Annotated in this window: 19 protein-coding genes and 1 pseudogene; 9 read left to right on the top strand and 11 right to left on the bottom strand. The window is 65.7% G+C overall.

The features are described 5' to 3' along the window. Nucleotides 1–5: 5 nt before the first annotated feature. Both HNP02_RS33250 and HNP02_RS33245 read left to right on the top strand, forming a co-directional pair. Nucleotides 6–983 carry a xanthine dehydrogenase family protein subunit M gene (locus HNP02_RS33250; protein ID WP_184444919.1) on the top strand — a complete coding sequence of 326 codons (978 nt, stop codon included), beginning with the start codon at nt 6–8 and terminating at the stop codon, nt 981–983. After that, on the top strand, nt 980–3,148 hold the full coding sequence (locus tag HNP02_RS33245) for a xanthine dehydrogenase family protein molybdopterin-binding subunit (RefSeq protein ID WP_184444918.1): 2,169 nt from the start codon (nt 980–982) through the stop codon (nt 3,146–3,148). Before HNP02_RS33250 ends, HNP02_RS33245 begins: the two co-directional genes overlap by 4 nt. Nucleotides 3,149–3,153: 5 nt before the next feature. Here the strand turns inward: HNP02_RS33245 and HNP02_RS33240 are convergent, their stop codons facing one another. Continuing rightward, entirely contained in the window at nt 3,154–3,723 is a 570-nt protein-coding gene (locus HNP02_RS33240; RefSeq protein WP_184444917.1) for a TetR family transcriptional regulator, read from the bottom strand. Nucleotides 3,724–3,823: 100 nt separating this feature from the next. Here HNP02_RS33240 and HNP02_RS33235 point away from each other — a divergent pair, with 100 nt between their 5' ends. Continuing rightward, nucleotides 3,824–4,735: a lysophospholipid acyltransferase family protein gene (locus HNP02_RS33235; RefSeq protein ID WP_375373738.1), complete on the top strand. Its 912-nt coding sequence runs from the start codon at nt 3,824–3,826 to the stop codon at nt 4,733–4,735. A gap of 2 nt (nt 4,736–4,737) precedes the next feature. Here HNP02_RS33235 and HNP02_RS33230 read toward each other — a convergent pair whose 3' ends face one another. The 10 genes and pseudogenes from HNP02_RS33230 to HNP02_RS33185 form a co-directional block, all read right to left on the bottom strand. Further along, complete coding sequence (locus HNP02_RS33230) at nt 4,738–5,331, bottom strand: sigma-70 family RNA polymerase sigma factor (RefSeq protein WP_184444916.1); 594 nt, start codon at nt 5,329–5,331, stop codon at nt 4,738–4,740. Between the two features lie 7 nt (nt 5,332–5,338). Continuing rightward, nucleotides 5,339–5,794 carry a hypothetical protein gene (locus tag HNP02_RS33225; RefSeq protein WP_184444915.1) on the bottom strand — a complete coding sequence of 152 codons (456 nt, stop codon included), beginning with the start codon at nt 5,792–5,794 and terminating at the stop codon, nt 5,339–5,341. A 518-nt stretch (nt 5,795–6,312) separates the two neighbouring features. Next, on the bottom strand, nt 6,313–7,638 hold the full coding sequence (locus HNP02_RS33220) for a helix-turn-helix domain-containing protein (RefSeq protein WP_184444914.1): 1,326 nt from the start codon (nt 7,636–7,638) through the stop codon (nt 6,313–6,315). Nucleotides 7,639–7,778: 140 nt separating this feature from the next. Next, nucleotides 7,779–10,502 carry a LuxR C-terminal-related transcriptional regulator gene (locus HNP02_RS33215; protein ID WP_184444980.1) on the bottom strand — a complete coding sequence of 908 codons (2,724 nt, stop codon included), beginning with the start codon at nt 10,500–10,502 and terminating at the stop codon, nt 7,779–7,781. 62 nt (nt 10,503–10,564) lie between these two features. Continuing rightward, the gene (locus tag HNP02_RS33210) at nt 10,565–13,288 is read right to left on the bottom strand and encodes an AAA family ATPase (protein ID WP_184444979.1); all 2,724 of its coding nucleotides are present in this window, start codon (nt 13,286–13,288) and stop codon (nt 10,565–10,567) included. Nucleotides 13,289–13,369: 81 nt separating this feature from the next. Then, on the bottom strand, nt 13,370–13,966 hold the full coding sequence (locus HNP02_RS33205; protein ID WP_255507256.1) for an NADPH-dependent FMN reductase: 597 nt from the start codon (nt 13,964–13,966) through the stop codon (nt 13,370–13,372). A gap of 183 nt (nt 13,967–14,149) precedes the next feature. Beyond that, nucleotides 14,150–14,797 (bottom strand): annotated as a pseudogene (locus tag HNP02_RS33200) (SDR family oxidoreductase). A gap of 28 nt (nt 14,798–14,825) precedes the next feature. After that, complete coding sequence (locus HNP02_RS33195) at nt 14,826–16,238, bottom strand: NAD(P)/FAD-dependent oxidoreductase (protein WP_309241780.1); 1,413 nt, start codon at nt 16,236–16,238, stop codon at nt 14,826–14,828. Further along, complete coding sequence (locus tag HNP02_RS33190) at nt 16,235–18,025, bottom strand: DUF3556 domain-containing protein (RefSeq protein WP_184444912.1); 1,791 nt, start codon at nt 18,023–18,025, stop codon at nt 16,235–16,237. The genes HNP02_RS33195 and HNP02_RS33190 overlap by 4 nt, the downstream gene beginning before the upstream one ends. Before the next feature lie 37 nt (nt 18,026–18,062). Continuing rightward, nucleotides 18,063–19,559, bottom strand: a complete 1,497-nt coding sequence (locus HNP02_RS33185) for a class I adenylate-forming enzyme family protein (RefSeq protein ID WP_184444911.1) — start codon at nt 19,557–19,559, stop codon at nt 18,063–18,065. A gap of 173 nt (nt 19,560–19,732) precedes the next feature. Here HNP02_RS33185 and HNP02_RS33180 point away from each other — a divergent pair, with 173 nt between their 5' ends. The 6 genes from HNP02_RS33180 (at nt 19,733) to phaZ (ending at nt 26,993) form a co-directional block, all read left to right on the top strand. Next, nucleotides 19,733–21,004, top strand: a complete 1,272-nt coding sequence (locus HNP02_RS33180; protein ID WP_309241779.1) for a helix-turn-helix domain-containing protein — start codon at nt 19,733–19,735, stop codon at nt 21,002–21,004. Nucleotides 21,005–21,102: 98 nt separating this feature from the next. Next, a complete protein-coding gene (locus tag HNP02_RS33175; RefSeq protein WP_184444909.1) occupies nt 21,103–22,323 on the top strand; it encodes a CdaR family transcriptional regulator in 1,221 nt (406 codons plus the stop codon). Between the two features lie 156 nt (nt 22,324–22,479). After that, nucleotides 22,480–23,985, top strand: a complete 1,506-nt coding sequence (locus HNP02_RS33170) for a long-chain fatty acid--CoA ligase (protein ID WP_184444908.1) — start codon at nt 22,480–22,482, stop codon at nt 23,983–23,985. A gap of 6 nt (nt 23,986–23,991) precedes the next feature. Further along, nucleotides 23,992–25,686 carry an alpha/beta hydrolase gene (locus tag HNP02_RS33165; protein WP_184444907.1) on the top strand — a complete coding sequence of 565 codons (1,695 nt, stop codon included), beginning with the start codon at nt 23,992–23,994 and terminating at the stop codon, nt 25,684–25,686. 27 nt (nt 25,687–25,713) lie between these two features. Continuing rightward, entirely contained in the window at nt 25,714–26,166 is a 453-nt protein-coding gene (locus HNP02_RS33160) for a MaoC family dehydratase (RefSeq protein WP_184444906.1), read from the top strand. Next, complete coding sequence (gene phaZ / locus HNP02_RS33155) at nt 26,163–26,993, top strand: poly(3-hydroxyalkanoate) depolymerase (RefSeq protein WP_184444905.1); 831 nt, start codon at nt 26,163–26,165, stop codon at nt 26,991–26,993. The genes HNP02_RS33160 and phaZ overlap by 4 nt, the downstream gene beginning before the upstream one ends. The last annotated feature ends 3 nt before the right edge of the window (nt 26,994–26,996 follow it).

The following is a 26,996-nucleotide window of genomic DNA, read 5'->3' as shown; positions in this document are numbered from 1 at the left end:
GCACGATGTATCCGTTCAACTTCAGCAAGGCCACCGACGAGCGGTCGGCCCTTGCGGCCGCGTCCTCGGGTGCCCGCTACATCGCCGGGGGCACCACGTTGGTGGACCTGATGCGCGAAACCGTGGAACGACCGACCGCCGTCGTCGACATCAACGGACTGCCATATCGATCCATCGATCTGCAGGCATCCAGGCTCCGGATCGGATCACTGGTGCGCATGTCGACGCTCGCCGCCCACCCCGACGTCCGTCGTGAATTCCCGGTCATCGCTCAAGCATTGGAACTGAGCGCATCGGCACAACTGCGCAACATGGCGTCCATCGGCGGCAACCTCATGCAACGCCCGCGGTGCCTGTACTTCCGCGACGTATCGGCGAGCTGCAACCGCCGCACTCCCGGGTCGGGATGTGCCGCCATCAACGGCCTCAACCGGGGCCACGCGATTCTCGGCGCCAGCGAGCAATGCGTCGCCACCCATCCCTCCGATCTCGCGGTGGCACTCGTCGCACTCGATGCCGTCGTGATCACCAGGGACGGTACTGGCGACCGCCAGATCCCGATCGGGCAGTTCTTCCGCCAACCCGGCACGACACCCGACCGGGAACACGATCTGCGTCCCGGTGAACTCATCGTCGCCGTCGACGTCCCCACCGGCCCGGAGATGCGCCGCTCGGGCTATCTGAAGGTGCGCGATCGAGAGTCCTTCGAATTCGCCTTGGCCTCGGCCGCCGTCGCCCTCCACATAGACGCCGGAGTGATCCACGCGGCGCGGGTCGCAGTCGGCGGCGTCGGAACGGTGCCGTGGCGACTGCCCGCGGTAGAGCAGGCCCTGCAAGGACGCGCTCCCGGCGTAGATCTGTGGAGCACAGCAGCCGCGCGGGCGGCAGACGGCGCTAAACCCCTGCAGGAGAACGGTTTCAAGGTGGAGCTTCTCAAGCGCACGGTGGAGCGTCAACTCCGCCAGGTCGCGGGGCAGCCGTGACCCAGCCGGTACGGGGATCCGAGCCCGTCGTCGGGCAACCCATCGTCCGGGTGGACGGCCCGCTGAAGGTCACAGGACAAGCGCGCTACGCCGCCGACAACCCACAGCCGAACCTCGTGTACGCCGTTCTGGTCTGCAGCACCGTGGCACTCGGATCCGTCGAACGCATCGACGGCACAACGGCTCTCGCGCATCCGGACGTCCTGCGGGTGCTGACCGATTTCGGCGCGGTCAAGTTGCCCTTCGACCCCCGCCGGGTGGCGTTCTACGGCCAGCCCGTCGCGATGGTCGTGGCATCCACGCTCGAGGCGGCGATGCACGGCGCGTCGCTGGTGGACGTGCGCTACAGGAGCCAACCATCGTTGACGGACATCGATTCGCCGCAGGCGGTCATGGAGATCGCTCCCGACACCCCCGACTATGCGCGCGGTGACGCCGACGCGGCGCTGCGCAGCGCAGCCGTCGTCACCGACCTTCGGTACACGATCGCCCGAAACAACCACAACCCCATGGAACTACCGTCGACGGTCGCCAGCTGGGACGGCGACCAGCTCACCGTGTGGGACAAGGTCCAGGGCATCACGCAGGCACAGACGAACACCGCAGCCGCCTTTGACGTTCCGCCGGACAACGTCCGGGTGCTCGCGCCCTTCGTCGGTGGGGCGTTCGGCAGTGCAGGCCGCACCTGGCCCCATCAGGTATTGGCGGCGTTCGCAGCCCGCGAAATGAAGCGACCGGTCAAGCTGGTGCTCACCCGCAAGCAGATGTACAGCGGCATCGGCTACCGGCCCACCAGCAGGCAGCGGCTGGCCATCGGCGCCGACCGCTCCGGTCGCATCACCACGACGGTCCACGAGGGCCACACCGAGGCTGCTCGCTACCAGCTCTACGAAGAGGGCCTGATGGGCTTGCCCAGGTTCGTCTACAGCAGCCCGAACATGCGGTCCACGTATCGGGTGGTGCGGCTGGACGTCAATATGCCGACCTATATGCGGGGACCTGGTGAGAGCTCGGGTGCGTTCGCGCTGGAGTCCGCCATGGACGACCTCGCACACAAGCTCGACATGGATCCGATCGAACTGCGGATGCGCAACGAGCCCGCAGTGGACCAGGAGACGGGCAAACCGTTCTCCACCCGTCGCCTCACGGATTGCTTGACGCAAGGAGCGGCGAGTTTCGGTTGGTCGCAACGCAATCCGGTCCCCCGGTCGGTACGCGACGGCGATCAGTTGATCGGGATGGGCGTGGCCGGGGCGGCCTACCACGCCGTGCGCAACGAGTGCGAGGTGCTGGCCAGGGTGAACGCCGACGGCACCGCCGACGTGCAGACCGGGACCATCGACATGGGCCCGGGCACGTACACGTCGATGACGCAGGTCGCGTCGGATGCCCTCGGCATCCCGATGCCCCGGATCCGTTTCGCCCTCGGCGACAGCCGCTTTCCCAAGGCGCCTGCGCATTCGGGATCGAAGACCATGGCCAGCGTTGGGTCGGGCGTCTACACGGTGTCGAACATGCTGCGCGACAGATTCATTCGCACCGCGGTGGTGGACCCGGGGTCACCGCTCAACGGTGCGCGTCCCGATGGCGTGTTGGTGGCCGACGGCCGGATGTTTCGCACCGAGGACCCGGCGCGGGGCGAGACCTACCAAGACCTGCTGCGTCGTCGTAACTTGCCGAGCCTCGACTCCCGGCAGACCTGGTCCCCAGGAGACGTCAACTCGCGGTTCTCGCTGTATGCGTACGGGGCGGTGTTCGCCGAGGTCGCCGTCGACGAGCGCCTCGGCACGGTTCGGATCCGCAGAATCTTCGGGTGCTACGACGGTGGCCGGATCGTGAATCCCAAACTGGCGCATAGTCAGGCGCTCGGCGGGATGGTGTGGGGCATCGGCATGGCCCTCCTCGAGGGCACTCTGCTTGATCACCGCGACGGGCACGTCGTGAACGCGAACATGTCGGACTACCTGGTCCCGTCCAACGCCGACGTTCCCGTGCTCGACGCGACGTTCGTGACGGCCGAGGACATGATCGCCGACCCCATCGGCGTCAAGGGACTCGGTGAGGTGGTGATCGTCGGCGTGCCCGCGGCGATCGCCAATGCCGTCTTCAACGCCACCGGCAAGCGCGTCACCGACCTCCCCATCACCATCGAGAAGCTGCTCTGAGGTGATCAAGCAGGGCTGGTGATGACCCGGGTGGCGGCTTCGACGACGACGGCCCTGCGGTGCGCGACGAGGGTGGGGTCGTCCGTGACGGAGTGCGGGTCTGGCCAGTGCGCCCAGGCCAGGCCGATCCCGAAGAGTGTGACGAGCAGGTCCAGCGGCTGCCACGCGCGGTCGACGTGACCGTCGGCCTGGGCGGTCTCGATCGCGGCGATGGCCTGGATGGGGATGGGGTCGCCGTCGGTGCGGGGTTCGTCGAGGATGAAGCCCTCCAGGTGAGCCCACGTCATCATGCGCAGGTGCTCGGGCCGCGTGCACATCAGGTCGTAGAGGTTGCCAACCCATTCGGCGACGGCGTCGGGACGCGGCACGGCAGCACCGAAGAAGTCGATGACGTCGGCAGCGACCACTTCACGAAAGAGGGCTTCCTTGTCACCGAAGTGCGCGTAGAGGCGCTCCTTGCTGGCATGGGCGGATTTTGCGATGCGGTCGATCCGGGCGCCTGCCAGCCCGTAGTGGGCGAACTCGGTTCGGGCGGCCGCCAGGATTTCGCCGCGCAGCTCTGTCGTGTTTCTCACAGGCAAATCATACACAGACGAACTGGTTCGTTCGGTATGGTGATGACATCAGCCAGAACGTGGCATCAGCCAGAATGAACCACATACAAGGAGCGTTTCGATGAGTGAGGTGGCCAGCCAAATGGGCGTAGTGGACCCCGTGAACATCGACATCATCATGAATCAGCCGGAGCGGGTCCAGGCCTGGCGCCGCGTCGCAGAGACCGTCGCCGATCGCGTCGGACCCCTGGTCGACCTCTCCCGGCCGTACGTCGACGGGCTGGACAACCTGCCCCGCGACGGGCGATTCCTGTTGGTGGGCAACCACACCCAGGGCGGTGTCGAGGCCATGTTGGTCCCGTACCTGGTGCGGCGCGAGATCGGCATCAGGGTGCGGCCGCTGACCGACCGTGGCATCGGCCGGATGCGCGGCCCGGCCGCCGACTTGCTCGCCGCCTGCGGTGCGGTCGTTGGGGCTCCGGAGACGGCGCGCGAGTTGATGCGCCACGACGAGCCCATTCTGGTATTCCCCGGCGGTGGCCGTGAGATCCCGAAGTTCAAGGGTGAGGAGAACACCCTGCGCTGGCAGGGCCGCGCCGGATTCGCCCGCCTGTCCGTCGAGAACGATTATCCGATCGTGCCCGTCGGGCTGATCGGCGGCGACGACATGTACCGGAGCCTGACCACGCGCGACGGTCTGTGGGGCCGGCTGAGCAAGGGCCTCACCGAGAAACTGTCCGGTCGCGCCGACATGGCCATGCCGATCATGCATGGGATCGGGCCCACCATGATTCCCCGGCCGCAGCGGATGTACCTGCGGTTCGGTGCCCCCATCGAGACCACCAAGCCCGCGCGGATCTCAGACGCGACGTGGGTGGACACCGTCAAGCAGAACACCCAGGAATCACTGGAGCAGATCCTGGCCGACCTCCTGGCCGTCCGTTCCGACGATCCCTACCGCGAGCTGAACCCCCTGGCCTGGCGCAGCGCGATCCAGCCGTCACCATCGGTCTCCGGGGCTCCGGCACAGTAGCCTCACCCGGCGGCAGGGAGGGCATCCCCGCCGGCACCACCGACGCCGTCGCCGAGCAACAAGCGGAGTCGCTTTCGGCCGCGCCACAGCCGCGACACGACGGTTCCCTTCGGAGTGTTCATGATCGCGGCGATCTCGTTGTAGCGGTATCCCGCGACGTCGGCGTAGTACACCACGTCGCGGAACTTCTCTGGCAGAGCCTGCATCGCCGCCTTGATGTCGTTGTCCGGCAACAGTTCCAGAGCTTGGTCCTCGGAGGACCGCATCCCCGCCGGAATGGCATGGCTGTAGACCTTCGCCAACCCGTGATCGGTCACCTCATCCGTGGCGCAACGCGCGGGTTCCCGCTTGCTCTTGCGGTACGCGTTGATGTAGCTGTTGGTCAGGATTCGGAACAGCCAGGCCCTCAGATTGGTACCCACCCGGAAGGTGTGAAACGCTGCGTACGCCCGCATCATCGTCTCTTGGACCAGATCCTCAGCGTCCTCGTGACTCCGGGACATGCGGTACGCGTGGCGATAGAGCGGGTCACGCATCGAGACGACATCGCGCTCGAACTTGGCCCTCAATTCAGAACCGACAGTATGGCTTTGCATTGGGATCTCATGCCGATCCACGCGACGTGCCCCACGTCGCGACGCCCCAGATGACCGCCACGTCAAGGACTATCAAGACAATTGCGCCAGTGGGGTAGTACGGCATCCAGAGGAATGAAACCACCATGGCCAAGCAGGCGACGACCACTGCCGCGACCCATGTCGCATTGGCGTTCACGAAGAGGCCGATGGCGAATGCCGCCACCAGCAAGGCCGTCAGGAGGTTCACCCATCCCCATCCGGAGGTTTGGAAGGTGTATTCATATCCAGGCCCCGAGAACACCAAGTCGTCGGCGGCAAGGGCGAAAATGCCGACGAAGAACGTCAATATCGCGCTTGTCAGCATAAGTGCGGCTGCCGCAACCGGTGTACTCCCCGGCGACTCCTGCGCGGTTTCACGCTCCACGCCTTGAGAACTCGTGGTCATTGCCATCTCCGATCTGTTTGGGTCGATCAGGTCCATCGACCCTTCGATCGTCGAGCCCATCACCACGGGAGTCGATATCCTCCCGGACAACGCGACGCGCCTCGAAATGTCGCCACCAACACCCGAGGCAGACAACTCAGCCGTGGAGAAGCCCTTCACGGCCACTCCCGACGGTCGCGCACGTCAACGAGAACGACCTTCACTTCCACGCGCGCGCACTCACCACTGCTCGTGAGGATCGGGGTCGGTGGCGGCCTGCGCGCGCCGGCACAGGGCGATGGCAATCTGATTTACCGCAGCAGCGAGTGAGAGCGAACCAATCACCCACGGCCACATCGTGATCCCTGCAGTATTTCGACGGCCGGGCAGCAGCCGTTCATCACACTCCAGTGAATGTGATTGATATCGTTATGGATTCACTTCGTGCATGACGGAGTGGTCGCACATCCACATTGACGGTGCCACGACCAATTTTGGCTGCTACAGCGATGCCACTCGTTGTCGTCCGATACAACGTTGCTCCGGCGTCGATGTATCGACAACCATCCACGTCGTTACATGAGACGGCGGCGCACTTCGAAGGCCAGACATAGTTCGACGACGTCCTTCGGCCGCGAAAGAGATCGGCCGGTGCGTTTCTCGATCCGGCGCAATCGATGACGCACGGTGTTGGGGTGGCAGATGAGCACTTCGGCGGCACTGCGCACCGATGCGTCGTTGTCCTGCCACACCCGAAACGTTTCGAACAGCATCTCGCGCTCGGCGTCCGGGAGATCGTCAAAGCCGTCCAATGCGTTGCCAATCAGTTTCACCATGACCTCGGGGGCACTGACTGCCGCGGTGGCCAGAATCGAGCCGTCGAATACCGAGACTGGTGAGGCCTCGTCGGGATGGCCGCGGAGCATCACCTTGGCGAAGTGCAGAGCTTGTGGCGTGTCGCGCAAATCGTCGAAGCGCCCACTGACCCCGACTCGATTCGTCGCCAAGCGAGACACCAACGCGATGATCTCGTCAAGATGCCGGTCGGAGTTGACATGCACGATCCCGACCTGCAGATCAGGTTCCAGTCGCCATGCCGAATACACGTCCCGGCTGCGTAGCTTCGATTCGATCTCTGGTAACGCCTCGCGACCGATGGCGGCAATCTCCGCGGCAATGACCACGAACGGACCATTGGTCGGCAGCCGCAGACCACTGGCCGCTTTCCACGAGCTCCAGCGGTCAATGGCTCGCCCCTCGAGCAACGATTCAATGAGGAACGGACGCTGAGAAGCATCGCCAAGGAGCTGCCGCTTCTGCTCGTCGCGGTATCCGGCAACCACGACACTCGCGACGAGTTCGGCGAAGCCGCTGATGCGGGCCTCGGTGTCGGCCGGCATGGGGCCGGGTCGCGCCGAACCGACCGTCGCCAGCCCCCATACGCGTCCATCGACGATGACGGGGACGCCCACCGCAGCGCGGATACCTATCGCACGCACTCGTGTCGCCAAGGCCCCGGCGACGTTCTCGTAGCTGTCCATTCGCGCCGGCCCGCCGGTGCGCAGCACGTTCGATGCGAGGGTGTTGCCCGCAATCGGTGTCCGGGTGCCCACTGGCCACTGCACCGGCGTTGCAGCCGGGTGGTACGCCCCCGCCACCAGAGTAATTTCGCCGTTGGTCTCGTAGCGGTACAGGCCGGCGCACTCACCGCCAACGCACCGACACATCTCGCTGGTCACCGCGTCAAAGACCTCGCACGGTTCGACCCCGCGGGCGACCAGCGTCGCAAGTCGGCGCAACGCCGCCTGCTCGGAAACGAGCCGACGGTACTCGGTGTGCAAGGCGACATCGTCGAGATACTCAGCAAGGGGGGGTTCGTCGGCGGCTAGCAGTTCGTCCATGACTTCCTCGTAAATCGCTAGGGATGACCGGCACCACGACACCGTGATGTCCCTCGTTATCGTCAGCCGAAGGGGGACGCGTTCGCATCCGCCACTGCACAGTGCACAGTGCACAGTGCAATCAATGGCCGTCGGCCAGGTTAGTCAGGCAGGACACGGTCGAGTTGGCTGCGCGACTCGATGCCGAGCTTGGTGAACACTTTGCGCAGGTGGTGCTGGACGGTGCGCGGGCTGATGAACAGTCGGACGCCGATCTCGGGATTGGACAGGCCGTCGCGAGCCATCCGCGCGATCTGGGTCTCCTGCGCAGTGAGCTGCTCATCGCCGGTGGCGACATTGCGCTTGCGGGCCGTTTCGCCGGTGGCCTCGAGCTCACGCCGCGCCCGCTCAGCGAAGGCATCCATACCCATCGTGTCAAGCATGTCGTGGGCGATGCGAAGCTGTGCGCGCGCATCGACGCGGCGGCGCTCCCGCCGCAGCCATTCGCCGTACAGCAGGTGCGCCCTGGCGAGTTCTGTGCGGACGCGGGTGTTGCCAAGATTCTCGATCGACACGAGATAGAGACGTTCAGCGGAGTCACCCTCACTCAGCAGCGCGCGCGAACGAGCCTCGACGCCGAGCGCCCAGTCGGTTCCGCTGGGTGTGGTCCTCTCAGTCAACCGGCGTAGCGCGTCGGCGGCGACGTCATAGTGTCCGCTGCGCACTGCCGCCTCGACGAGCTCGGCGGTCGCCCAGCTCGGTACCACCATTTCCACCGGGTAGGCGATGGCGCGCTGGGCTGCCTGCATCGCCTTCTCGTAGCCACCGAGGCCGTTGTACAGCACGGCGTTCGCCCACTCGGCGACGGCGATCCCGATGCCTTCGCCGCGAACGTTCACCTCCCTGATGGACGCGTCGATCAGCGCGGCCGCCTCGGCTTGTTGGCCGCGCAGAGCCGCCATGCCTAGTTCAGCCGGGGAGGACAGGTGGCTGCCGGTCGCATCCATCGCGACCTGAAATTCCCCGACCAGGGAGGCTGTGCCCGTCAGATCACCTTCGACCAACATCGTGAACGCGCGCAAACTGAGGGCCAGCGGCAGTTCGTTCAGCGCACCAACGCCCCGGGCAAGCTGTACGTGCCGTTCGGAAAGCAGGTGCCAGCGATCGTCATCCCAGAGGTGTGGCGCCACGACGCCGGCAACCCAGTGGGAGCGCAGCTGCTCGTCGACCGACATGCCGATGCCGAAGACGTCCAGTGCCCTCCGCAGTATCGGCAGTCCCGCTTCATAACCCCTGTCAAAGTGCGCTGCCAGGCCTTCCAGGAGAAGGTCGGGGGCGCGCATTGCGTGCGGAGGCGGCGGTGCGGCCACGGCGGCGCGCGCCACCTCCGGCGCGCCACCGCCGAGGGCCAGGCGGCCGGCCAAGATCGCGGCCGAAAATGCCTGCAGGTAGGTCGCCCGGCAAAGGTCGGCGTCGATTGGCTCGAGCCACTTGGCGGCCTTCAGCAGCAGGGATGGCGCATCGCTGCCCCGGTTTGTGACGAAGGCGAGGTCAGCCCCTAACAAGTCAATACGAGCTTGCTGCAGGTCAGTGCTCGCTCCGGCCTCCGCGACGGAAAGCATGTGCCGCACCTCGTCGAAAGCGCCAGCCTGTAAGTCGGCCGACGCGGCGGCCAGCGCCCGCTCGGTTCGACGCGTGGGATCGATCGTCAACATCGTGGCGCGCTCGAGGAATGCCGCCGCCGCGGCCACGCCGCCACGCGCGTGCGCCCTGCCCGCGGAGCGCTCCAACTCCGCGGCCACGGCCTCGTCCGGTCCAGCCGCAGCATGCGCCCGATGCCAGGCGCGTCGATCGGGATCTAGCTGCGGATCGGTGACGTCAGCCAGAGCTGCATGCACCTCTTGTCGCTCCTGCGGCAACGCCGACCCGTATACCACTGAGCGCACGAGGGGATGTCGGAACCGCACCCGTGTGCCGAACTCGGCCAGGCCCGCCTCCTCCGCGGGTTCCGCCGCTTCGGAGCCAATCCCGAGCCTCGCGGCGGCTCCCCAAGTCAGTACCGGATCGCCGACTGGCTCGGCCGCCGCGATCAGCAAGAGCCTGCGAGTCTGTTCTGGGAGGACGTGCACCCGTTGGCGGAAGCTCTCGTCGATACCGCCCGACGACCGAACCGCGCCGGGAAGTCCATACCCCCCGGCCAGCTGCTGCGTGGTCAATCCCCTAGGCAATTCCAGCAATGCCAGCGGGTTGCCTTGAGTCTCGGCAAGGATCTGATCGCGCACCTGCGTATCGAGCGGCCCTTTCAGCGCAGATTCCAGGAGTGCTTGCGCGTCCGCCTCCTGCAGCCCCGCGACTCGAAGCACCCCCAAACCCGCCAGCTCGCTGCTCGGCATCCGGACTGCGAAGACCATGCCAACCGATTCCACCACCAAACGGCGCGCGACGAATCCAAGGACCTGCGCGGAGGCGCGATCGAGCCACTGCTCGTCATCGACCAAACACAGAAGAGGCTGCTCCTCGGCGACTTCGGACAGCAGGCTCAGCACCCCGAGCCCGACCAAGAACCGGTCGGGTGCCGGTCCGAAATTCATGCCGAAGGCGGTCAGCACCGCATTGCGCTGCGGTGCCGGTAAACGCTGCAGGCTACCGAGCATGGGCGCGCACAGCTGGTGCAATGCGGCGAAGGCCAATTCCATCTCGGACTGGCAACCCGTGGTGCGCGCTACACGGCAGCCGGATGCGTTCGCGGCCAGATAGTCAAGCAATGCGGTCTTGCCGACACCCGCTTCGCCGGACACCACCAACGCCTGACTCTCACCGGCGCGAAGACCGGCCACGAACCGGTCGAGCGAGTCGCGCTCGGCGACGCGGTCAATCAGCTCCATTCCGCCGCCCCACACCGTGAAGTCCGCCGCCGTCTGCACCGGAAGTGGCGAAAACCTTACCGTCAATCAGGCAGGGCGACGTTGAGCTGCGTGCGCGACTCGATACCGAGCTTGGTGAACACTTTGCGCAGGTGGTACTGGACGGTGCGGCCGCTGATGAACAGGCGGGCGGCGATCTCGGGATTGGACAGGCCGTCGCGGGCCATCCGCGCGATCTGGGTCTCCTGCGCAGTGAGCTGCTCATCGCGCGGGGCGACGGTGCGCCTGCGGGCCGTTTCTCCGGTGGCCTCGATTTCGCGCCTTGCCCGCTCCGCGAAGGCATCCATCCCCATCGTGTCCAGCATGTCGTGGGCGATGCGAAGCTGAGCGCGCGCGTCGATACGGCGCCGCTCCCTGCGTAGCCACTCGCCATACAGCAGGTGCGCACGGGCGAGGTCGGCTCGGATGAGGGTCCGGCCAAGACGCTCGATCGACTCGCGGTAAAGACGTTCAGCGGTGTCGCCGTCATTCAGCAAGGCCCGCGAGCGAGCCTCGATGCCGAGCGCCCAGTCGGTGCCGCTGGCGGTGGTGATCTCGGCTAGCCGGCAGAAGACGTCGGCGGCCATGTCGCTGCGGCCACTCCGCACGGCCGCCTCGACGAGCTCGACCGCCGGCCACGGCGGCGTGATCATTTCCCCCAGGTACTCAGTGGCGCGCTGGGCTGCCGTCACGGCCTTCTCGTAGTCACCAATGCCGTTGTTGAGCAATGCACTTGCCCATTCGACGATGGTAAGCCCGACGCCTTCACCTCGACGCCTGACATCCACGATGATCGCTTCGATCATGGTGGCCGCTTCGGCTTGTCTACCGGCGAAGGCGGCTAGACCAAGGGCCGAGTAGGGAATGCGGTTGCTACCGGTCGCCTCGATCGCCGGCTGGAGCTGCTGGATCAGCGAGCCTGCGGCGGCGAGCTCACCGGCAAACAACAGCATGAACGCACGCGAATTGAGGGCAACGGGTAGCTCGCTGAGCGCCCCGACGCTACGAGCGAGCCAGACATGCCGATCGGAGAGCACCTGCCAGCTATGGTCATCCCAGACGTAACGGGCGACGATGCCGGCGACCCAATGCCAACGCAGCTCTTCGTCTACCGATATGCCGTTGCGGAAGGCATGCAGTGCCGCGCGGAGGATCGGCAACCCGGCCGAGTATCCCGTGATGTGGTGCGCTACCAGGCCATCCAGAAGAAGGTCGGGTGCGCGCGGGGGGTGAGATGGCGGCGGTGCCAACGCGGCCGCACGCGCTACCTCCTCCACTCCTCCGCCGACGGCGAGGCGACCGGCAAAGTAGCCCGCCGTCAAGGCCTGCAGGTAGGTCGCGCGCGACAGCTCTGGGTCTATCGGCTCGAGCCGCCTGGCGGCCTTCAGCAGCAGGGGCGGCGCCTCGCTGCCGCGATCGGTGAGGAACGCGAGTTCAGCCCCCATCAGCTCGATGCGGGCTTGCTGAAAGTCGCTGAGGGGGCCTGCGTCGGCGATGGACAGCAAGTCCCGCGCCGCGCCGAACCCGCCCGCCTTGATCTTGGCGGAGGCGGCGGCCAGCGCTCGGTCGGCGCGGTGAATGGGATCGAGCGTCAACATCGTGGCGCGCTCGAGGAATGCGGCCGCCGCAGCCATGCCGCCGCGCGCTCGCGCTCGGCCAGCCGATCGTTCCAGCTCCGCGGCGACCGCTTCGTCCGCCCCAGCTGCGGCATGTGCCCGATGCCAGGCGTGTCTGTCGGGATCACGTTCTGGATCGGTGGCCTCCGACAGCGCACCGTGTACCTGTCGTCGCTCCTGTTGGGACGCCGCCCCGTAGACCGCCGAGCGGACGAGAGGATGACGAAACCGCACTCGCATGCCGAACTCGACGAGGCCCGACTCGGTCGCCGGCGCCGCCGCCTCGGCGGCGATCCCCAGCCGCGCCGCGGCCCCCCACACGAGTACCGGATCGCCGATCGGCTCGGCCGCAGCGACGAGCAGCAGGCGCCGGGTCTGGTCGGGAAGAACGGCCGCGCGCCTGCGAAAGCTCTCTTCGATGCCGCCGGACAGTCGCCCCGTGCTGGGAAGCCCAAAGCCGCCAGCAAGCTGCTGCGGAGTCAATCCGCGCGGTAACTCCAGTAATGCCAACGGATTTCCCTGAGTCTCGGCAACTATCCGATCGCGGACCCGAGTGTCCAGTGGCCCGGTCAGGACGGCATCGAGCAGCGCATGCGCATCTGTCTCTCCCAGGCGCTCCACGACGAGGTCAGGTAATCCGGTGATGTCGCTGCTTGGTGCGCGGGCGGCGAAGACCAATCCGACCGATTCCGCACCCAAACGGCGGGCGGCGAAGCCGAGGACTTGAGCCGAGGCGCGATCGAGCCACTGCTCGTCATCGATCAAACATAGGAGCGGTCGCTCCTCGGCAACCTCGGACAGCAGGCTCAGCACCGCCAGCCCGACCAGAAACCGGTCCGGTGTCGATCCCGAACTCGTGCCGAACACAATTTCCAGGGCATCTCGTTGCGGTACCGGTAAGCGCTGGAGCTTGTCGAGCATCGGCGCGCACAACTGATGCAACGCGGCGAACGGCAGCTCCATCTCCGACTGCACACCCGCGATGCGGGCCAGACGACATCCCGAAGCCTGCCCGGCCAGGTACTCGAGGAGCGCTGTCTTGCCCACACCCGCTTCGCCGGACACGACCAATGCCCGGCTTTCACCGGCCCGAACAGCCTTGATCAACCGGTCGAGCACCCCGCGCTCGGCGCGACGGTCAACTAACTCCATCGCGCCGCCCTGCACCGTGAAGTCCGCCGCCGTCTGCACCGGAAGTGGCGACAACCTTACCGTCGGACGGGCATCACAATGTCATCCAGTGGCGTTGAAGCCTTCGTTCGGCACCACTGTGAGAACACGCCCCACGAACACGTCGAACGCTTCCATGAAATCGCGCAAGAACTGTTCGGTCCCTTCGTCGGTGACCTCCCCCACGTTGGTGATCAAGCCGGGAGTGAGCTGAAGGTAAGCCTCCGGCGCCCCCATCAGTGGTGAATCGCAGAAGCTCAGCGCGCTGCGCAGACTCTGCTGCCCGACAGCGGTTCCGATCTTGCCTGGGGAGGCGCCGATCATCGCCGACGGCTTGCGTGCCAATGAGTTCGTTCCATGCGGGCGGCTGGCCCAGTCGATGGCGTTCTTCAGGCAGCCGGGGATACCCCGGTTGTACTCGGGGGTTACGAAAAGCACCGCATCGACTGCGGCGATCGCATCCTTGAGCGCGCGGCCCGCCTGCGGGTAATCAGTGTCGAAGTCGCGGTTGTACAACGGAAGATCTCGTATCGGGATCTCCACAAACCTCAAATGTGTTGGCGACAACTGAATGAGCGCCTTCGCTAGCCTGCGATTGATCGACTCGACTGAAAGACTACCGACGATGTAGCCAACGGTATAGCTCCTCATAGCTTGCATCACTCCCACTCGCTCGACTCGGCCAAGTCGAGCCTTCTGGAAGTCCGAACCCCTGTCGACGTCGATGTCGACAACGCCGGTGACTTTTCGTGGTGCCGGTGAACAACGGTGGCGCCTCAGGGCGAGATCCCGTGCATCGCATACGGATCGATGTCAGCAATCCTCGACCATCACCGTCGAGGTTTACATGTCCATCCCACCGTTGACGCTCCACACCTGCCCAGTGATGTACGACGATGCATCGGCGGCAAGGAAGTGCACGACCCGCGCGATTTCTTCTGGCCTTCCCGCGCGGCCGACGGGGATCTGGCTGGTCAGCTTCGCCATCACCTTCTCGGGGATGTCCGCGGTCATCTCGGTGGTGATCAGACCAGGCGTCACGGTGTTGACCGTGATCCCGATCCCGTCGTCGGTGCTCCTGCCCGACTTGGCCAACTGATAAGCCGCTTCCTTCGCCAGCGTCTTGGTGAGCCCGAACAGACCGGACTTCGATGCCGCATAGTTGGCTTGGCCGATGTTGCCGGTCTCTCCAACCACCGACGACACGTTGACGATGCGTCCGCTCCCGCGTTCCACCATGTGTGCAAGGGCGGCCTGCGACAGGAAGAACGCCCCGGAGAGGTTCACGGCGAGCACGTTGTGCTAGTCGTCCTCCGTCATGGCGGCGACGGTCTTGTCGATCGTGATGCCCGCGTTGTTGATCAGAATGTCGAGACGCCCGTGGGTGTCGATGACCTCGGCGATCGTGCGACGGCAGTCGCCGGCGGCGCCGACGTTGCCGCCGTGCGCCGACGCCGATTGGTGCGGCGCGGATTCCAGCACGTCGGTCATGGAGAGAACCTCCGTTCTTGTTGGGTGTTCAGTTCAGTTCGGAAAGTGCGACTTCTGCGGCGTTGGCGCCGCACATGCCGTGCGCGCCAGGTCCCGGCGGAGTAGCCGCCGAGCAGATGTACATGCCTGGGACGCCGATCTTGTAGGGCGACAGCGTGATCCGTGGACCGAACGTCAACTGGCGAATGTCCTTGGACCCGGTCATGATGTCGCCGCCGACGTAGTTGGCGTTGTAGGTCGCCATTTGCGTGGTGGCGCGGACGGTTTTTCCGACGATCCGATCACGGAAACCGGGGGCGAACCGCTCGATCTGGGCAATGATCGCCTCTGTCGCGTCACCCGAGTATCCGTTCGGCACGTGCGCGTACGTCCACAAGGGATGGATATTCCCGACGGACCGCTGCGGGTCGGCGAGGTACTGCTGGCCGACCAGCACGAAGGGGCGCTCGGGCATGCGTCCCGCGTGGACGTCCCGTTCGGTGGCGGCCAGTTCGGCGTAGTCGCCCACGACGTGCACCGTGCCTGCCCGACGAGCCGACGGATTGGTCCACGGGACAGCGCCTTCCACCGCGAAGTCCACCTTGAACGCGCCGGGTCCACGCCGGAACCGTCGATACGCACGGGATACCCGGCGGGACAGACGGTCACCGAGGATGCCTGCCACGGCTTCTGGTGCCAGATCGAACATCGTCACATCGGCGGACGGCAACTGCGACGCCGTCTCGATCCGCGAGCCGGTTTCGATCTTGCCACCGAGGTCGGCAAGCAGTGCCGCCAGCGCGTTGGTGATCGACTGTGAGCCACCCGCGGCGACCGGCCATCCGTGCCGGTGTCCCGCGGTGAGGATGCCCAAGCCGATCGCCGATGTCATCGGGTAGTGCAGCGGCCGAAAGGAGTGCGCCGCTGCACCTCCGAACAATACCCTCGCTTCCGGGCTGCGAAACGACCTGACGAGGGTGGATGCCGGCAGCACGGTGGGTCCACCAAACCGGGCCAGTGTCAACGGATGACGCGGCACCCGCAACAGCGGTCCCATGATGTCTTCGGCCAACGCGTCGTAGTTGGCTGACGTCGTGCCGAACAGTGTCCGCCACCGCCTGCCGTCGATGCCCAACCCGGCGGCGGTGCCCTCGACCGAGCGGTACAACACACCCGCGCTGCCGCCGTCGAGAGGGTGCACACAGTCGATCTCGGGCAGGCGCCAGGACAATCCGTAACGCTCGAGGCCCAGCTCTGCCAGGAATTGCGAGCCGACGGCCATCGGGTGAGTCGCCGCACAGTGGTCGTGCAGCAGGCCGGGGATGATTGCCTCGCTGGTGCGGGTGCCGCCGCCGATTTCGTCGGCGGCTTCCAGCACGGTGACCTGAACGCCGGCCTTGGCGAGAGCGACCGCTGCGGCCAGGCCGTTCGGCCCTGACCCCACCACGATGGCTGTACTCACGCCAGCGCACCGTGGTCGTGGCCCGCGGACTTCTTGCCGGAGAGCGTCCAGGTGACCTCGGTCGGGATCGGGCCGTTGGGCAGCCATGGCTGCTCGGCGACGGCGTCGGTCACCTTCCACGTGCCGCGCTCGATCACCCCGAGCGCCCCGTCGATGACCTTGTAGTGCTGAACCTTGCTCCCCCAGGCCTGTGACTCCACCCAGACGACGATGAGCTCGCCCGGCTCGAACGCCGCCTCGCGCTGCACCGCTGCGATCATCTCCTCATCGTGCAGGTGACCGTCGCCGAAGTTGAATCCGACCAGCGAATTGCAGACGAACTCACCCTCGCGCAGGGAGCGGGTGTCGATGTCCGGAAGGTTCTTCAGCAGCACCGAGAACAAGCCTCGGCCCTGGCTGTGCATGGTGCGCCAGCAGATCACCCGCTGCATCGTTATGTCGGCCCACTTGGGCTCGTAACCGAACTCGATGAACTGGTCGACCTGATTCTTGGCGGAGCGGGTGACGTTGTTCAGCTTGGCTTCGGCGCCCGGTGCGAACGCCCACACCGCGGATGCCCAGTTGCCTGCGTACTGCCGCATCGATGGCAAGAACGACACCTTGTCGGGCCGGAAGTTTCCGAGGATCGGATAGAACAGCAGCGCGGCGACGACGACGATCGTCAGCCAGACCGAGGACATGTCCCACACGGCGTAGCCGTTCCATGACGGGAAGCCGAGGAACAGGAAGATGGTGGCGTAGGCGAACAGCACGTTCCATTCCAGCGGAACCGCCAGCGGGAACGTCGAGATGATGAACAGGTGGAAGCTCACCATGATCACCACGGCAACGATCGTCACCCACTTGTTCGTCGAGAACAGCAGAGTCAATGGCGCCAGGATCTCCACCACGCTGCCCGGTCCGTGGGCCATGAAGCCGGCGAGATGAGAGGGGCGCAGATCGTCGGGGTAGTTGCGGTAGTGGGCTCGCTTGAGCCACTTGAACGGAATCAAGGGGCTGTTGCTCACCATCGGCGGGATCACGTTGGTGAAGTGCAGCCCCAACTTCGACACTCCGGCACCGACCCAGACCACCACGATCAACAGCTTCAGCGCGACGATCATGTCGACGAACGGAAACAGGGCGAATATCAGCAGGGCGGGGAGGTACTGCTCACCGCGAGCGGCGAGGAAGACGATCTTGTCCCGTAGGCCCATGACCACCAGCAGCACGATCGGCGCGATCAGCAGAGCCGGATCGACCAGCCCCGACGTGTTGCGGGCCATCACCGCCGACAACGAATCACTGTGCACCCCAGGCGAAACCAGCGGGATCGCGACGCTGACCATCAGCACGATGTACAGGCCAACGTCGAACCAGGTCCTGCGGTCGCCTCCGGTCAACGGCATCCACTTCCACGGCCGCAGCCGGATGGTGCCGGGCCGCGCCCAGAACAGGATGCCACCGGTCATCGGCTTGACCTTGCCTGCCAGCGGGCCCCACGATCCGGCCACGCCGATCAGCTCCAGCAGGACCGTCCACAGCACGGCCTTCTCGTAGACGATGGGCTGGTTCCACCATTGCGTCACGTCGAGGACCGAGAGCCCCGACGTCAGCGTTGCCACCAGGACTCCGCCGAGCGCGTAGAAGAAGACCAACTTGACGATGTAGATGGTGTGCACCATCCGGGGTGAGCCGAATCCGTTGTCCACCCAGTCGGTGACCAGGATCCGCATCCGCTCCATGAGCGGCTTCTCCATGAACGTGTCCGGGTCTACGTCGGGCAGGTTCGGCTTGATGAATCCCATGATTTACGCTCCTTTGCGTTCTGACGGGCTTTGTGTCTCAGTGTGTTTCGACGAATTCCCCGTCGCTTCGCTCGCCCCCGGTGAGTCGCTTGCGCAACTCCGGCTTGGCGATCTTGCCGACCGCGTTCTTTGGCAGGTCATCCATGATCGTGATCTCCACCGGCAGTTTGTATTTCGACAAGGAGCCACGCAGGTGTTCGCGGATCGCGTCGGCATCGAGTATCGCCTTGGGATGCAGCGACACGAACAGCACGGGTTCCTCGCCGTAGACCGGGTGTGCGCGTCCGACGACGGCGGCCTCGGCGATCTGGGGTAGCCCGTGGACGACGGCCTCGATCTCACGGGGGTAGATGTTCTCGCCGCCGCGGATGATCATGTCCTTGGCCCGGTCGACGAGGACCAGGTAGCCGTCCTCGTCGAACCGCCCGACGTCACCGGTGTGCAGCCAGCCGTCCACGATGGTCTTGGCGGTCTCCTCGGGCCGGTTGAGATAGCCCCGCATGACGTTGGCGCCCTTGATCACGACCTCGCCTGCCCCGCCCTCGGGCGCCGGGTGGCCCGACGCGTCGACCAATCGGATCGTCTGGCCGGGCAGCGGTAGGCCCACCGTTCCGGCCTTGCGCTTCCCGGCCAGTGGGTTGACGGTGCTGGCGCACGATCCCTCCGACAGCCCGTACCCCTCGATGATCGGGATGCCGTAACGGGATTCGAACGCCTCGAGCAGTTCCACGCTGGCGGGTGCGGCGCCGCATACGGCGAAGCGCACCGACGACGTGTCGGGCTCCACCCCGACGGGCAGTCCACACAGCATCGTGTAAATCGTTGGCACGGCTGAGAAGTAGGTCGCCCCGGTCTGTTCGATCCGGTCGAAGAACGTGTCCACCTTGAACCGGCCGGCGATGGTCGTCCGGCCACCGGCCAACAGCGGCGAGAGCGTGCTGACCACGATTCCGTTGACGTGGAAGAGCGGAAGGATGAGCAGGCTGTGATCGTCGCCGGTGATGGTGAAGCCATCGATCACCGCGCCGCACATGGCATTCAGGTTGGCGTGATCGAGCATGACGCCCTTCGGCCGTCCCGTCGTGCCGCTGGTGTAGATGAGCAGCGCGAGCGCACTGTCGGGATACTGCGGCGCGGTCACGAGCCCTGGCGACGGCTCGCCGCCGTCGAGCGCATCGGTGGTTATCACCGGCGCGCCTGCGTCGAACTGCGGGACGGTCTTGGTGATCACCACCGTGGCTGCGGCATCGGCGACCTGATAGTTCACCTCGACCGGAGTGAGGGAGGGATTGATCGGGGTTACCGCCGCACCGAGTCGCCACGCCGCGAACAGCGCCACTACGAAGCTGGCCGTGTTGGGCAGCATGATCGCCACGACGTCGCCTGCCGATACCCCATGGCCGCGCAGCGACGCGGCCGCGCGCTGCACGGCGGCGAGGAACTGACTGTTGTCGAGGTCGGTGTCGTCGTCTGCGACCGCAGGCCCCGACGGGTCCTCGGTTGCGCGCAGGTCGGGCAAGGCCGGCAGATTCATAGCGAATGCTCCTCAGTGAAGGTAGCTGTTTGACTGGCTACGACGGTAGAAATTCGACGAGGTAGAAGCACCGTCGCGGACGAATGAACATCGAGGCCGGTGTTGTTTCCTGGAGACAAGTCCGCAGCACCAAACCGCCCACCCGCGGCCATCCGACGACTTACCGTCAGAGGGTGACGAAACAGGCCGTCGCGACGGCGGCGGACATCAAACGCGTGGTCGCCGAGATCGGCGCCCAACTGAACGACCGGCTCGCTACGGTATCGGGCTTCATTCGGGTGTCCCTCGAGGAGGAGATCCCCGAGTTGCGCGGTGACGCCCGCATCATCGAATTGCTTGGCGCCAGCGTCGAGGGGAACGTCGACACGGTCCTTCACGCGCTGCAGCACGACATCACCGTGGAACACGTCGTCGCGCCGACCGCGGCACTGGAGTACGCGCGCCGGTTGGCGCAGCACGGGGTGCCGGTCAATGCACTGGTCCGGGCCTACCGTCTTGGTCAGCGGCGGATGAATGAGCTGGTCTTCCGCGAGGTGCGCGAAACCGACATGGACCAGGCGATCCGCGTGGACGTGATCGAGGCGATCACCACCACTCTCTACGCGTACATCGACTGGATCTCGCAGCAGGTGGCCTCCGTCTATGAAGACGAACGGGAGCGATGGCTGGAGAACCAGAACAGCGTCCGCGCACTGCGTGTTCGCGAGGTCGTGGCAGGAAAGGCGATCGTCGACGTCGACGCGACCAGCGACTCCATCCGCTATCCGCTGCTGTGGCACCACCTCGCCGTGGTGATCTGGTACCCGGACGAGGGCGCAGCCGGTGACGAACTCGCTCGGCTGCAGCGCTTCCTTCGTGAGCTCGGCCAGGCCACCGACGTCGGCTCGAACCCACTGTTCGCGGCTGCCGACGAAACCACCGGATGGGGGTGGCTCCCCTACCGTGCGGCGCCGAACGGCGTCGAGTCGGTGCGCGAGTTCTCCAGGGCGCGAACAGATTCGCCGAACGTCGCGATCGGTACGGTGGCGTCCGGCGTCGACGGATTTCGCCGGTCGCATCGCGAGGCACAGGCGGCGCGCGGCGTTGCGGTGGCTGGTGGGGCGGAGGCGCCGACCGTCGTCGCGGCGTCGGACCCCGGATTGGCGGCCGCTGCGCTGCTCGGCGGCGACATCGGCGCGACCCGGACATGGGTGACCGACGTACTGGGTGAGTTGTCGGCATGCACCGAGAACGACGCCCGCTTGCGCGAGACGCTCAGAATCTTCCTTCGGTGCGGGTCCAGTTACAAACAGGCGGCCGAAGAACTGGACCTGCACTTCAACACCGTGAAATACCGGATCGGCCGGGCGGTCGCGAGGAGGGGCACCCCCATCGGGCAGGACCGTCTCGACGTCGAACTCGCGCTGCTGGCCTGCCAGTGGTACGGGGCGGCAGTGCTCGAGTAGGCCGGTCGACCCGGTCATCTCGCGCCAACAACGAACTCGTCGGTATTCGTTGTCAGAGGACAATGGCGCAGGGGTCGTTGGAAATTAGCCTTCCCCGCATGGCAAGCGATGCAGTGGGGCAACAAGTCGCGGAGATCGCGGAGGCGCTTCGATTGCGCACCGGCGAACTCGCGACCACGCTTGCGGACGCGATCGTCCGAGAGGTGAAGCTGTACAAGGCAACTGCGCCGCTGCCGTTCGAAACGGTCGTCGACGCCTGCCGGTCGAACATTGGGCAGGTGCTCAGTGCGATCTCCACCGACTCCGAGGTGCAGCCGACCGCGGCGACCGACGTCGGAACCGAACGTGCCCGCGACGAGATTCCGCTGGCCGCCGTGATGGAGGCGTACCGGGTCGGGTTCCGGGAGTTCTGGGACGCCGCGGTGAACGGCACCCGTGTCAAAGGCGACGCACTGCGGGTACTGACTGTGAGAATCCTTGCGGCCCAAGACACGTTCACCGCCGCGATGGCAGCGGCCTACCGTGCCGAACAGAGCCGCCGACTTCATGGCGACGAGTCCGAACGTGAGGTTCTCATCGACGCGGTTCTGCACGGACGGCTGTTCGAGCAGTCGAGCGTCTGGGAGGCCGCCGACTTCCTGCGGCTGCCCGCAAAGGGGCCGTACGTCGTGATCGCCGCGGACGCGGGTGTCGGCACCGAAGCTCTGCCAGGGATCGAATCGAAGATGCGCAGCATGGACGTCTTCTCCGCGTGGCGCCGATTGCCCGACCTGCACGTCGGGATCGTGCACGTGAAGACCCCCGAGCAGTTGGACAACGTGCTGGCGCTGGTGTCGCGGCTGGCCACCGGCCGTGTCGGAGTCAGCGCACAATTCGACGACCTGCGGGACACCGCGGCTGCGCTGCGCTACGCGCGCGTGACGCTGCGCGGGCGCCCTGACCAGGGGCCGCGGGTCACGCAGTTCGACGGCTCGATTCTGTCCACCGCCGCGCTCAGCGCACCCGAGGTGATGGTCAAGCTCGTAACTCCCACGATCGAGTGCTTCGCCGAACTTTCCCATGAAGAGCGCAACATCCTCTTCGACACGTTCAGGGTGTGGTTGGAGAACGACGGTTCCCTGCGCACCGCAGGCGAATTGCTCTTCTGCCATCCCAACACCGTCCGCTATCGGCTACACCGGATCGAGCAGCGAACCGGCCGCTCCCTGTCTCGACCGCGGGACGTCGCCGAGGTCTCCTTGGCGTTCGAGGTTCATCGACTTCTCATGTGGCAGGCGGAGAATCCCGGTCGGCCGAGACCGAATTCGGCGACGCCGTGAAGTTCATTGTCAGTCCGCACGGAAACCGGACGATTGTCTGTCCGTACAAGATCGCCGGGGTCGCGGTGTTCTGCGCAACAACGACAGACCGGCCGCCGGTCGAGACGATTGAACGATCATCGAAGCGGGGCGGATGAGCCACGAAATGGAACCAAGATGTCGAATCTCGCGCTCAATCTTGTTGCTAGCGCCGCACGTATCCCCGATCGCATCGCGGCAATCACGAGCGATCAGACGATGACGTACGCGGAATTGGACAGCGCGTCGGCCCGGCTGGCCACGCTGCTCCAGCGCGAGGGTATCGGCGTCGGGGACCGGGTCGGCGTGATGCTGCCGAACATCGCGGCCGCACCGATCGCCTACTACGGCATCTGGCGAATGGGCGCCATCGCAGTGCCGATGAACCCGCTGATGCAGGGCCGTGAGGTGCAGTTCTACCTGACGAACACCGAAGCCAAGGCACTCATCGGAACTCCTGGATTCGCCGCCGCCGCGACCGAAGGCGCCCAGGGCGCAGGCGCGAAGTCGTGGCTCGTCGACGACGCCGAGCTGGCACGGTTGACCGACGATCTGCCGGAATACGGAAAGCCGGTCCCGCGCGACGCCTCCGATACCGCGGTCGTGCTGCACACGTCGGGAACGACCGGCACGCCCAAGGGCGCCGAGCTGACCCACGGAAGCCTGGGGAACAACCGGGACGTCATCGTGCAGCGCCTGCTGAAGCTGACGGACGACGACGTGGTGCTCGCCTGTTTGCCCCTGTTCCACGTGTTCGGGATGACGTGCGCGATGAACGCCGCGATCGCCGCAGGTGCGGGCCTGTCGTTGATCGCCCGCTTCGATCCGGCTACCGCGATCGAGCGGATCCGCCGTGACGGCGTGACGATCCTGGAGGCGGTGCCAACCATGTACTCGGCGCTGCTCTCCGTGGCCGATCAGGTCTCGCCCGAGGCGACCGCCTCACTGCGCACGTGTGTTTCGGGTGGCGCAGCGCTGCCCGTCGCGGTCCTCAACGATTTCGAGAAGACCTTCGACGCAATCATTCTGGAGGGGTACGGGCTGTCCGAGACATCGCCTGCCGTGACGTTCAACCATCCCGACGCCGACCGCCGCCCAGGATCGATCGGCACGCCGATCGAGGGCGTGCAGGTGCGCCTGGTCGACGAGAACCGCAACGAAGTCCCGGATGGCAGTCCGGGAGAGATCGAGGTCAAGGGCCCCAATGTCATGAAGGGGTACTGGAATCTGCCCGACGCCACCGACGCGGCGATCACCGACGGATGGTTCTCCACGGGCGACATCGCCGTCGTCGACGACGACGGCTACTACTACGTCGTCGACCGCAAGAAGGACCTGATCATCCGCGGTGGCTACAACGTGTACCCACGCGAGATCGAAGAAGTGCTGCACGAACATCCCGCCGTCGCCCAGGTCGCGGTGATCGGCATCCCGCACGACTCCCTCGGTGAGGAAGTCGGAGCCGCCGTCGTGCTGAAGGCCGGCATCGCGGCGGTCGCGGAGGAAATGCGCCAGTTCGTCAAGGCACGGGTGGCGGCATACAAGTATCCCCGCCGGATCTGGTTCGTGGACGACCTTCCCACCGGCCCGACCGGAAAACTGTTGCGCCGCGAGGTAACACCACCACCAATCGAGGAGGCATAGTCGCCCGTGGTAGCCACGACCAGCAAGAGTGCAGACGAACTCGCCGCACCGTTGGATCTGCTGTTGACCAGTTCGGCCGTCGGCGTCGCCGACCGGCTGATGCCCAACGTCGCGTGGAGCAGATTCGCGCTCAGCCTCGCCAAACAGCCACGAACAGTGGCATCGCGCGTAGGAACACTCGGCCGCGAGTTGTTGTCCATCGCCGAGGGCCGCTCCGAGCTGGCACCCGCCAAGGGTGACAAGCGGTTCGCCGACCCTGCGTGGCGTGGCAACCCACTGCTCCGCCGCACCATGCAGGCCTACCTGGCCACCAACGACACCGTCGACCAACTGTTTTCGGACGCCGCCCTGGATTGGCGCGACGCCGAGCGGATCCGGTTCGTGTTGGACGTGCTCACCGAGGGACTGGCGCCGAGCAACAATCCCGTTCTGAGCCCGTTGGGATGGAAGGCACTGATCGACACCGGGGGACAGAGTGCCGTTCGCGGGGTGCGGCACTTCGTCTCGGACATGATGTCGGCGCCCCGCGTGCCGTCGATGGTCGACCCCGACGCGTTCACGCTTGGCGAGACGATCGCGGTGACACCTGGATCGGTGGTCTACCGAACCGAGGAGTTCGAGCTCATCCAGTACGCGCCGGAGACCGACGAGGTGTATGCGGTGCCCCTGCTGATGGTGCCGCCCGTGATCAACAAGTTCTACATCATGGACATCGCGCCCGGCCGAAGCATGATCGAGTACTTCGTGCGCCAGGGCGTGCAGGTGTTCGCCATTTCGTGGCGCAATCCCACGGCAGAGCAAAGGAATTGGGGATTCGACACGTACGGCCAGGCAATCCTGAACGCAATGGATGCCGTCGAGAAGATCACTCAAACGGACCGCATCCATCTGCAGGCCTCTTGCTCGGGCGGGATCCTCGCCTCGATGACCGCAGCGCATCTCAACGCCATCGGCGAGGGACACCGGCTCGCCAGCTTGACGCTGATGGTCACCGTGCTCGACCAGCAAACGGCGGGCTTCGCTTCGGCCGCCATCGACGAAGAGGCCGCCAACATCGCCATCGCGTTGTCCGCTCGACAGGGCTACCTGGACGGCCGATCGCTGGCAGAGGTATTCGCCTGGCTGCGGCCGACCGACCTGGTGTGGCGCTACTGGGTCAACAACTACGTCGAAGGCAAGTCGCCTGCGGCGTTCGACGTGCTCTTCTGGAACGCCGACACCACGCGGATGGCAGCCGCACTGCACCGCGACATGATCACGATGGGGCTGCACAACTCGCTCGTCACGCCGGGTGCCGTCAGCATGTTGGGCACGCCCGTCGACCTCAATCAGCTCACCACCGATGCCTACGTGATCGCCGGGATCTCCGACCACATCTCGCCGTGGCAGGCGTGCTATCGCAGTGCAAGGACGCTCGGCGTGAAGAACGTCCGGTTCGTGCTGTCATCGAGTGGCCACATCGCCTCGCTGGTCAACCCGCCGGGGAATCCGAAGGCGAGCTTTCGCGTCGCCGACGTGGACGAACCCGATCCTGCGTTCTGGCTGGAGTCGGCCGACCAGCACGCCGATTCCTGGTGGCCTGACTTCGTGTCCTGGCTGGGTGAACGCAGTGGCAAGAAGCAGCCCGCCCCTGAGGCCCTCGGCGGTGCAGGAATGACGCCGCTGGAGCCGGCTCCTGGCAGCTACGTACTGGAGCACTAGCCCCGTCTCCGTCATGAAAGGCATTGTATGACTACAGTTCTCGAACAACCGGCCGACCTGCTCGGTCTCGTCGGGCAGACTCTCGGCACAACCGAGTGGATGAGGGTCACGCAGCAACAGGTCGATCTGTTCGCCGATGCAACTGGCGACCGCCAATGGATCCACATCGACCCCGTGCGGGCCGCGAAGGGCCCTTTCAAGGGCACGATCGTGCACGACTATCTGACGTTGGCGCTCACGCCTGCGGTGATTGCACAGGTGTTGCAGATCCGGGAACTGACGGCGGCCCTGAACTACGGATTGAACACCGTGCGCTTCCCGGCGCCCGTGCGCGTCGGATCGCAGGTTCGCGCCGCCGTCATCGTGGCAAGCGCGCAACAGAAGACCTCCGGCGTCGAGTCGGTGTTCACGCTGACCTACGAGGTCGACGGTGAAGAACGCCCCGCATGTGTCGCCGACGTCATAGTTTTGTACCCATGACGGCCCCGGCACCGAGATTCAGGACGAGCGTGGAAGAACTCCTGCCCGTGCTCGGCCAGCAGATCCGAGTGAAGGTACGCCGCGGTAGTGGGGTTCCACTGGTGCTGTGCAACGGGATCGGCGCGAGCCTTGAAGTTCTCGATCCGCTGGTGGCGCAGCTCGATCCCGACACGACGGTGGTGCGGTTCGACGTCCCCGGTACGGGCGGCTCACCGGATTCGCCTCTGCCGTACGGTTTCCCGTACATGGCGGCCGTGCTCGGAAGGGTACTGCGCAAACTCGGAATCGCCGGCCAGGTCGACGTTCTCGGGCTGTCGTGGGGAGGTGCCCTTGCCCAGCAGTTCGCGTTCCAGAACCCGCGCCGCTGCCGCAGGCTGATCCTGGTGTCGACCGGCACGGGCGCGATCATGGTTCCTGGAGGGCCGCGCATTCTGGCGAAGATGGTGACGCCCCGCCGGTTCCTCGACCACGACTACGCCGCGACGATCGCCGGTGACATCTACGGTGGCACCGTCCGTGACGACCCGACGATGATCAAGCAGCTCTTCGACCGTCAGCTGATGGCCGGCTCGCGGGTGGGTTACCTGCATCAACTGCTCGCGGGAGCGGTGTGGACCAGCGTGTTCGCGTTGCCCCTGGTCCGGCAGCGAACACTGATCGTGGCCGGGTTGGACGATCCCATCATCCCGGTCGTCAACGCGAAGATCATGGGCTGGCTGCTGCCCCACCCGACCGTCCACCTACACCGCGGCGGCCATGTCGACCTGATCACCAACGCCTCGGAGTTGGCACCGGTGATCGAGCAGTTCAGATCCCAACCCGATTGAGGT

This window comes from Mycobacterium sp. AZCC_0083 (assembly GCF_014202335.1).
GTDB lineage: Bacteria > Actinomycetota > Actinomycetes > Mycobacteriales > Mycobacteriaceae > Mycobacterium.
The sequence above is the reverse complement of the archived record's forward strand: the minus strand, read 5'-3'. Positions and strand labels throughout refer to the sequence as shown.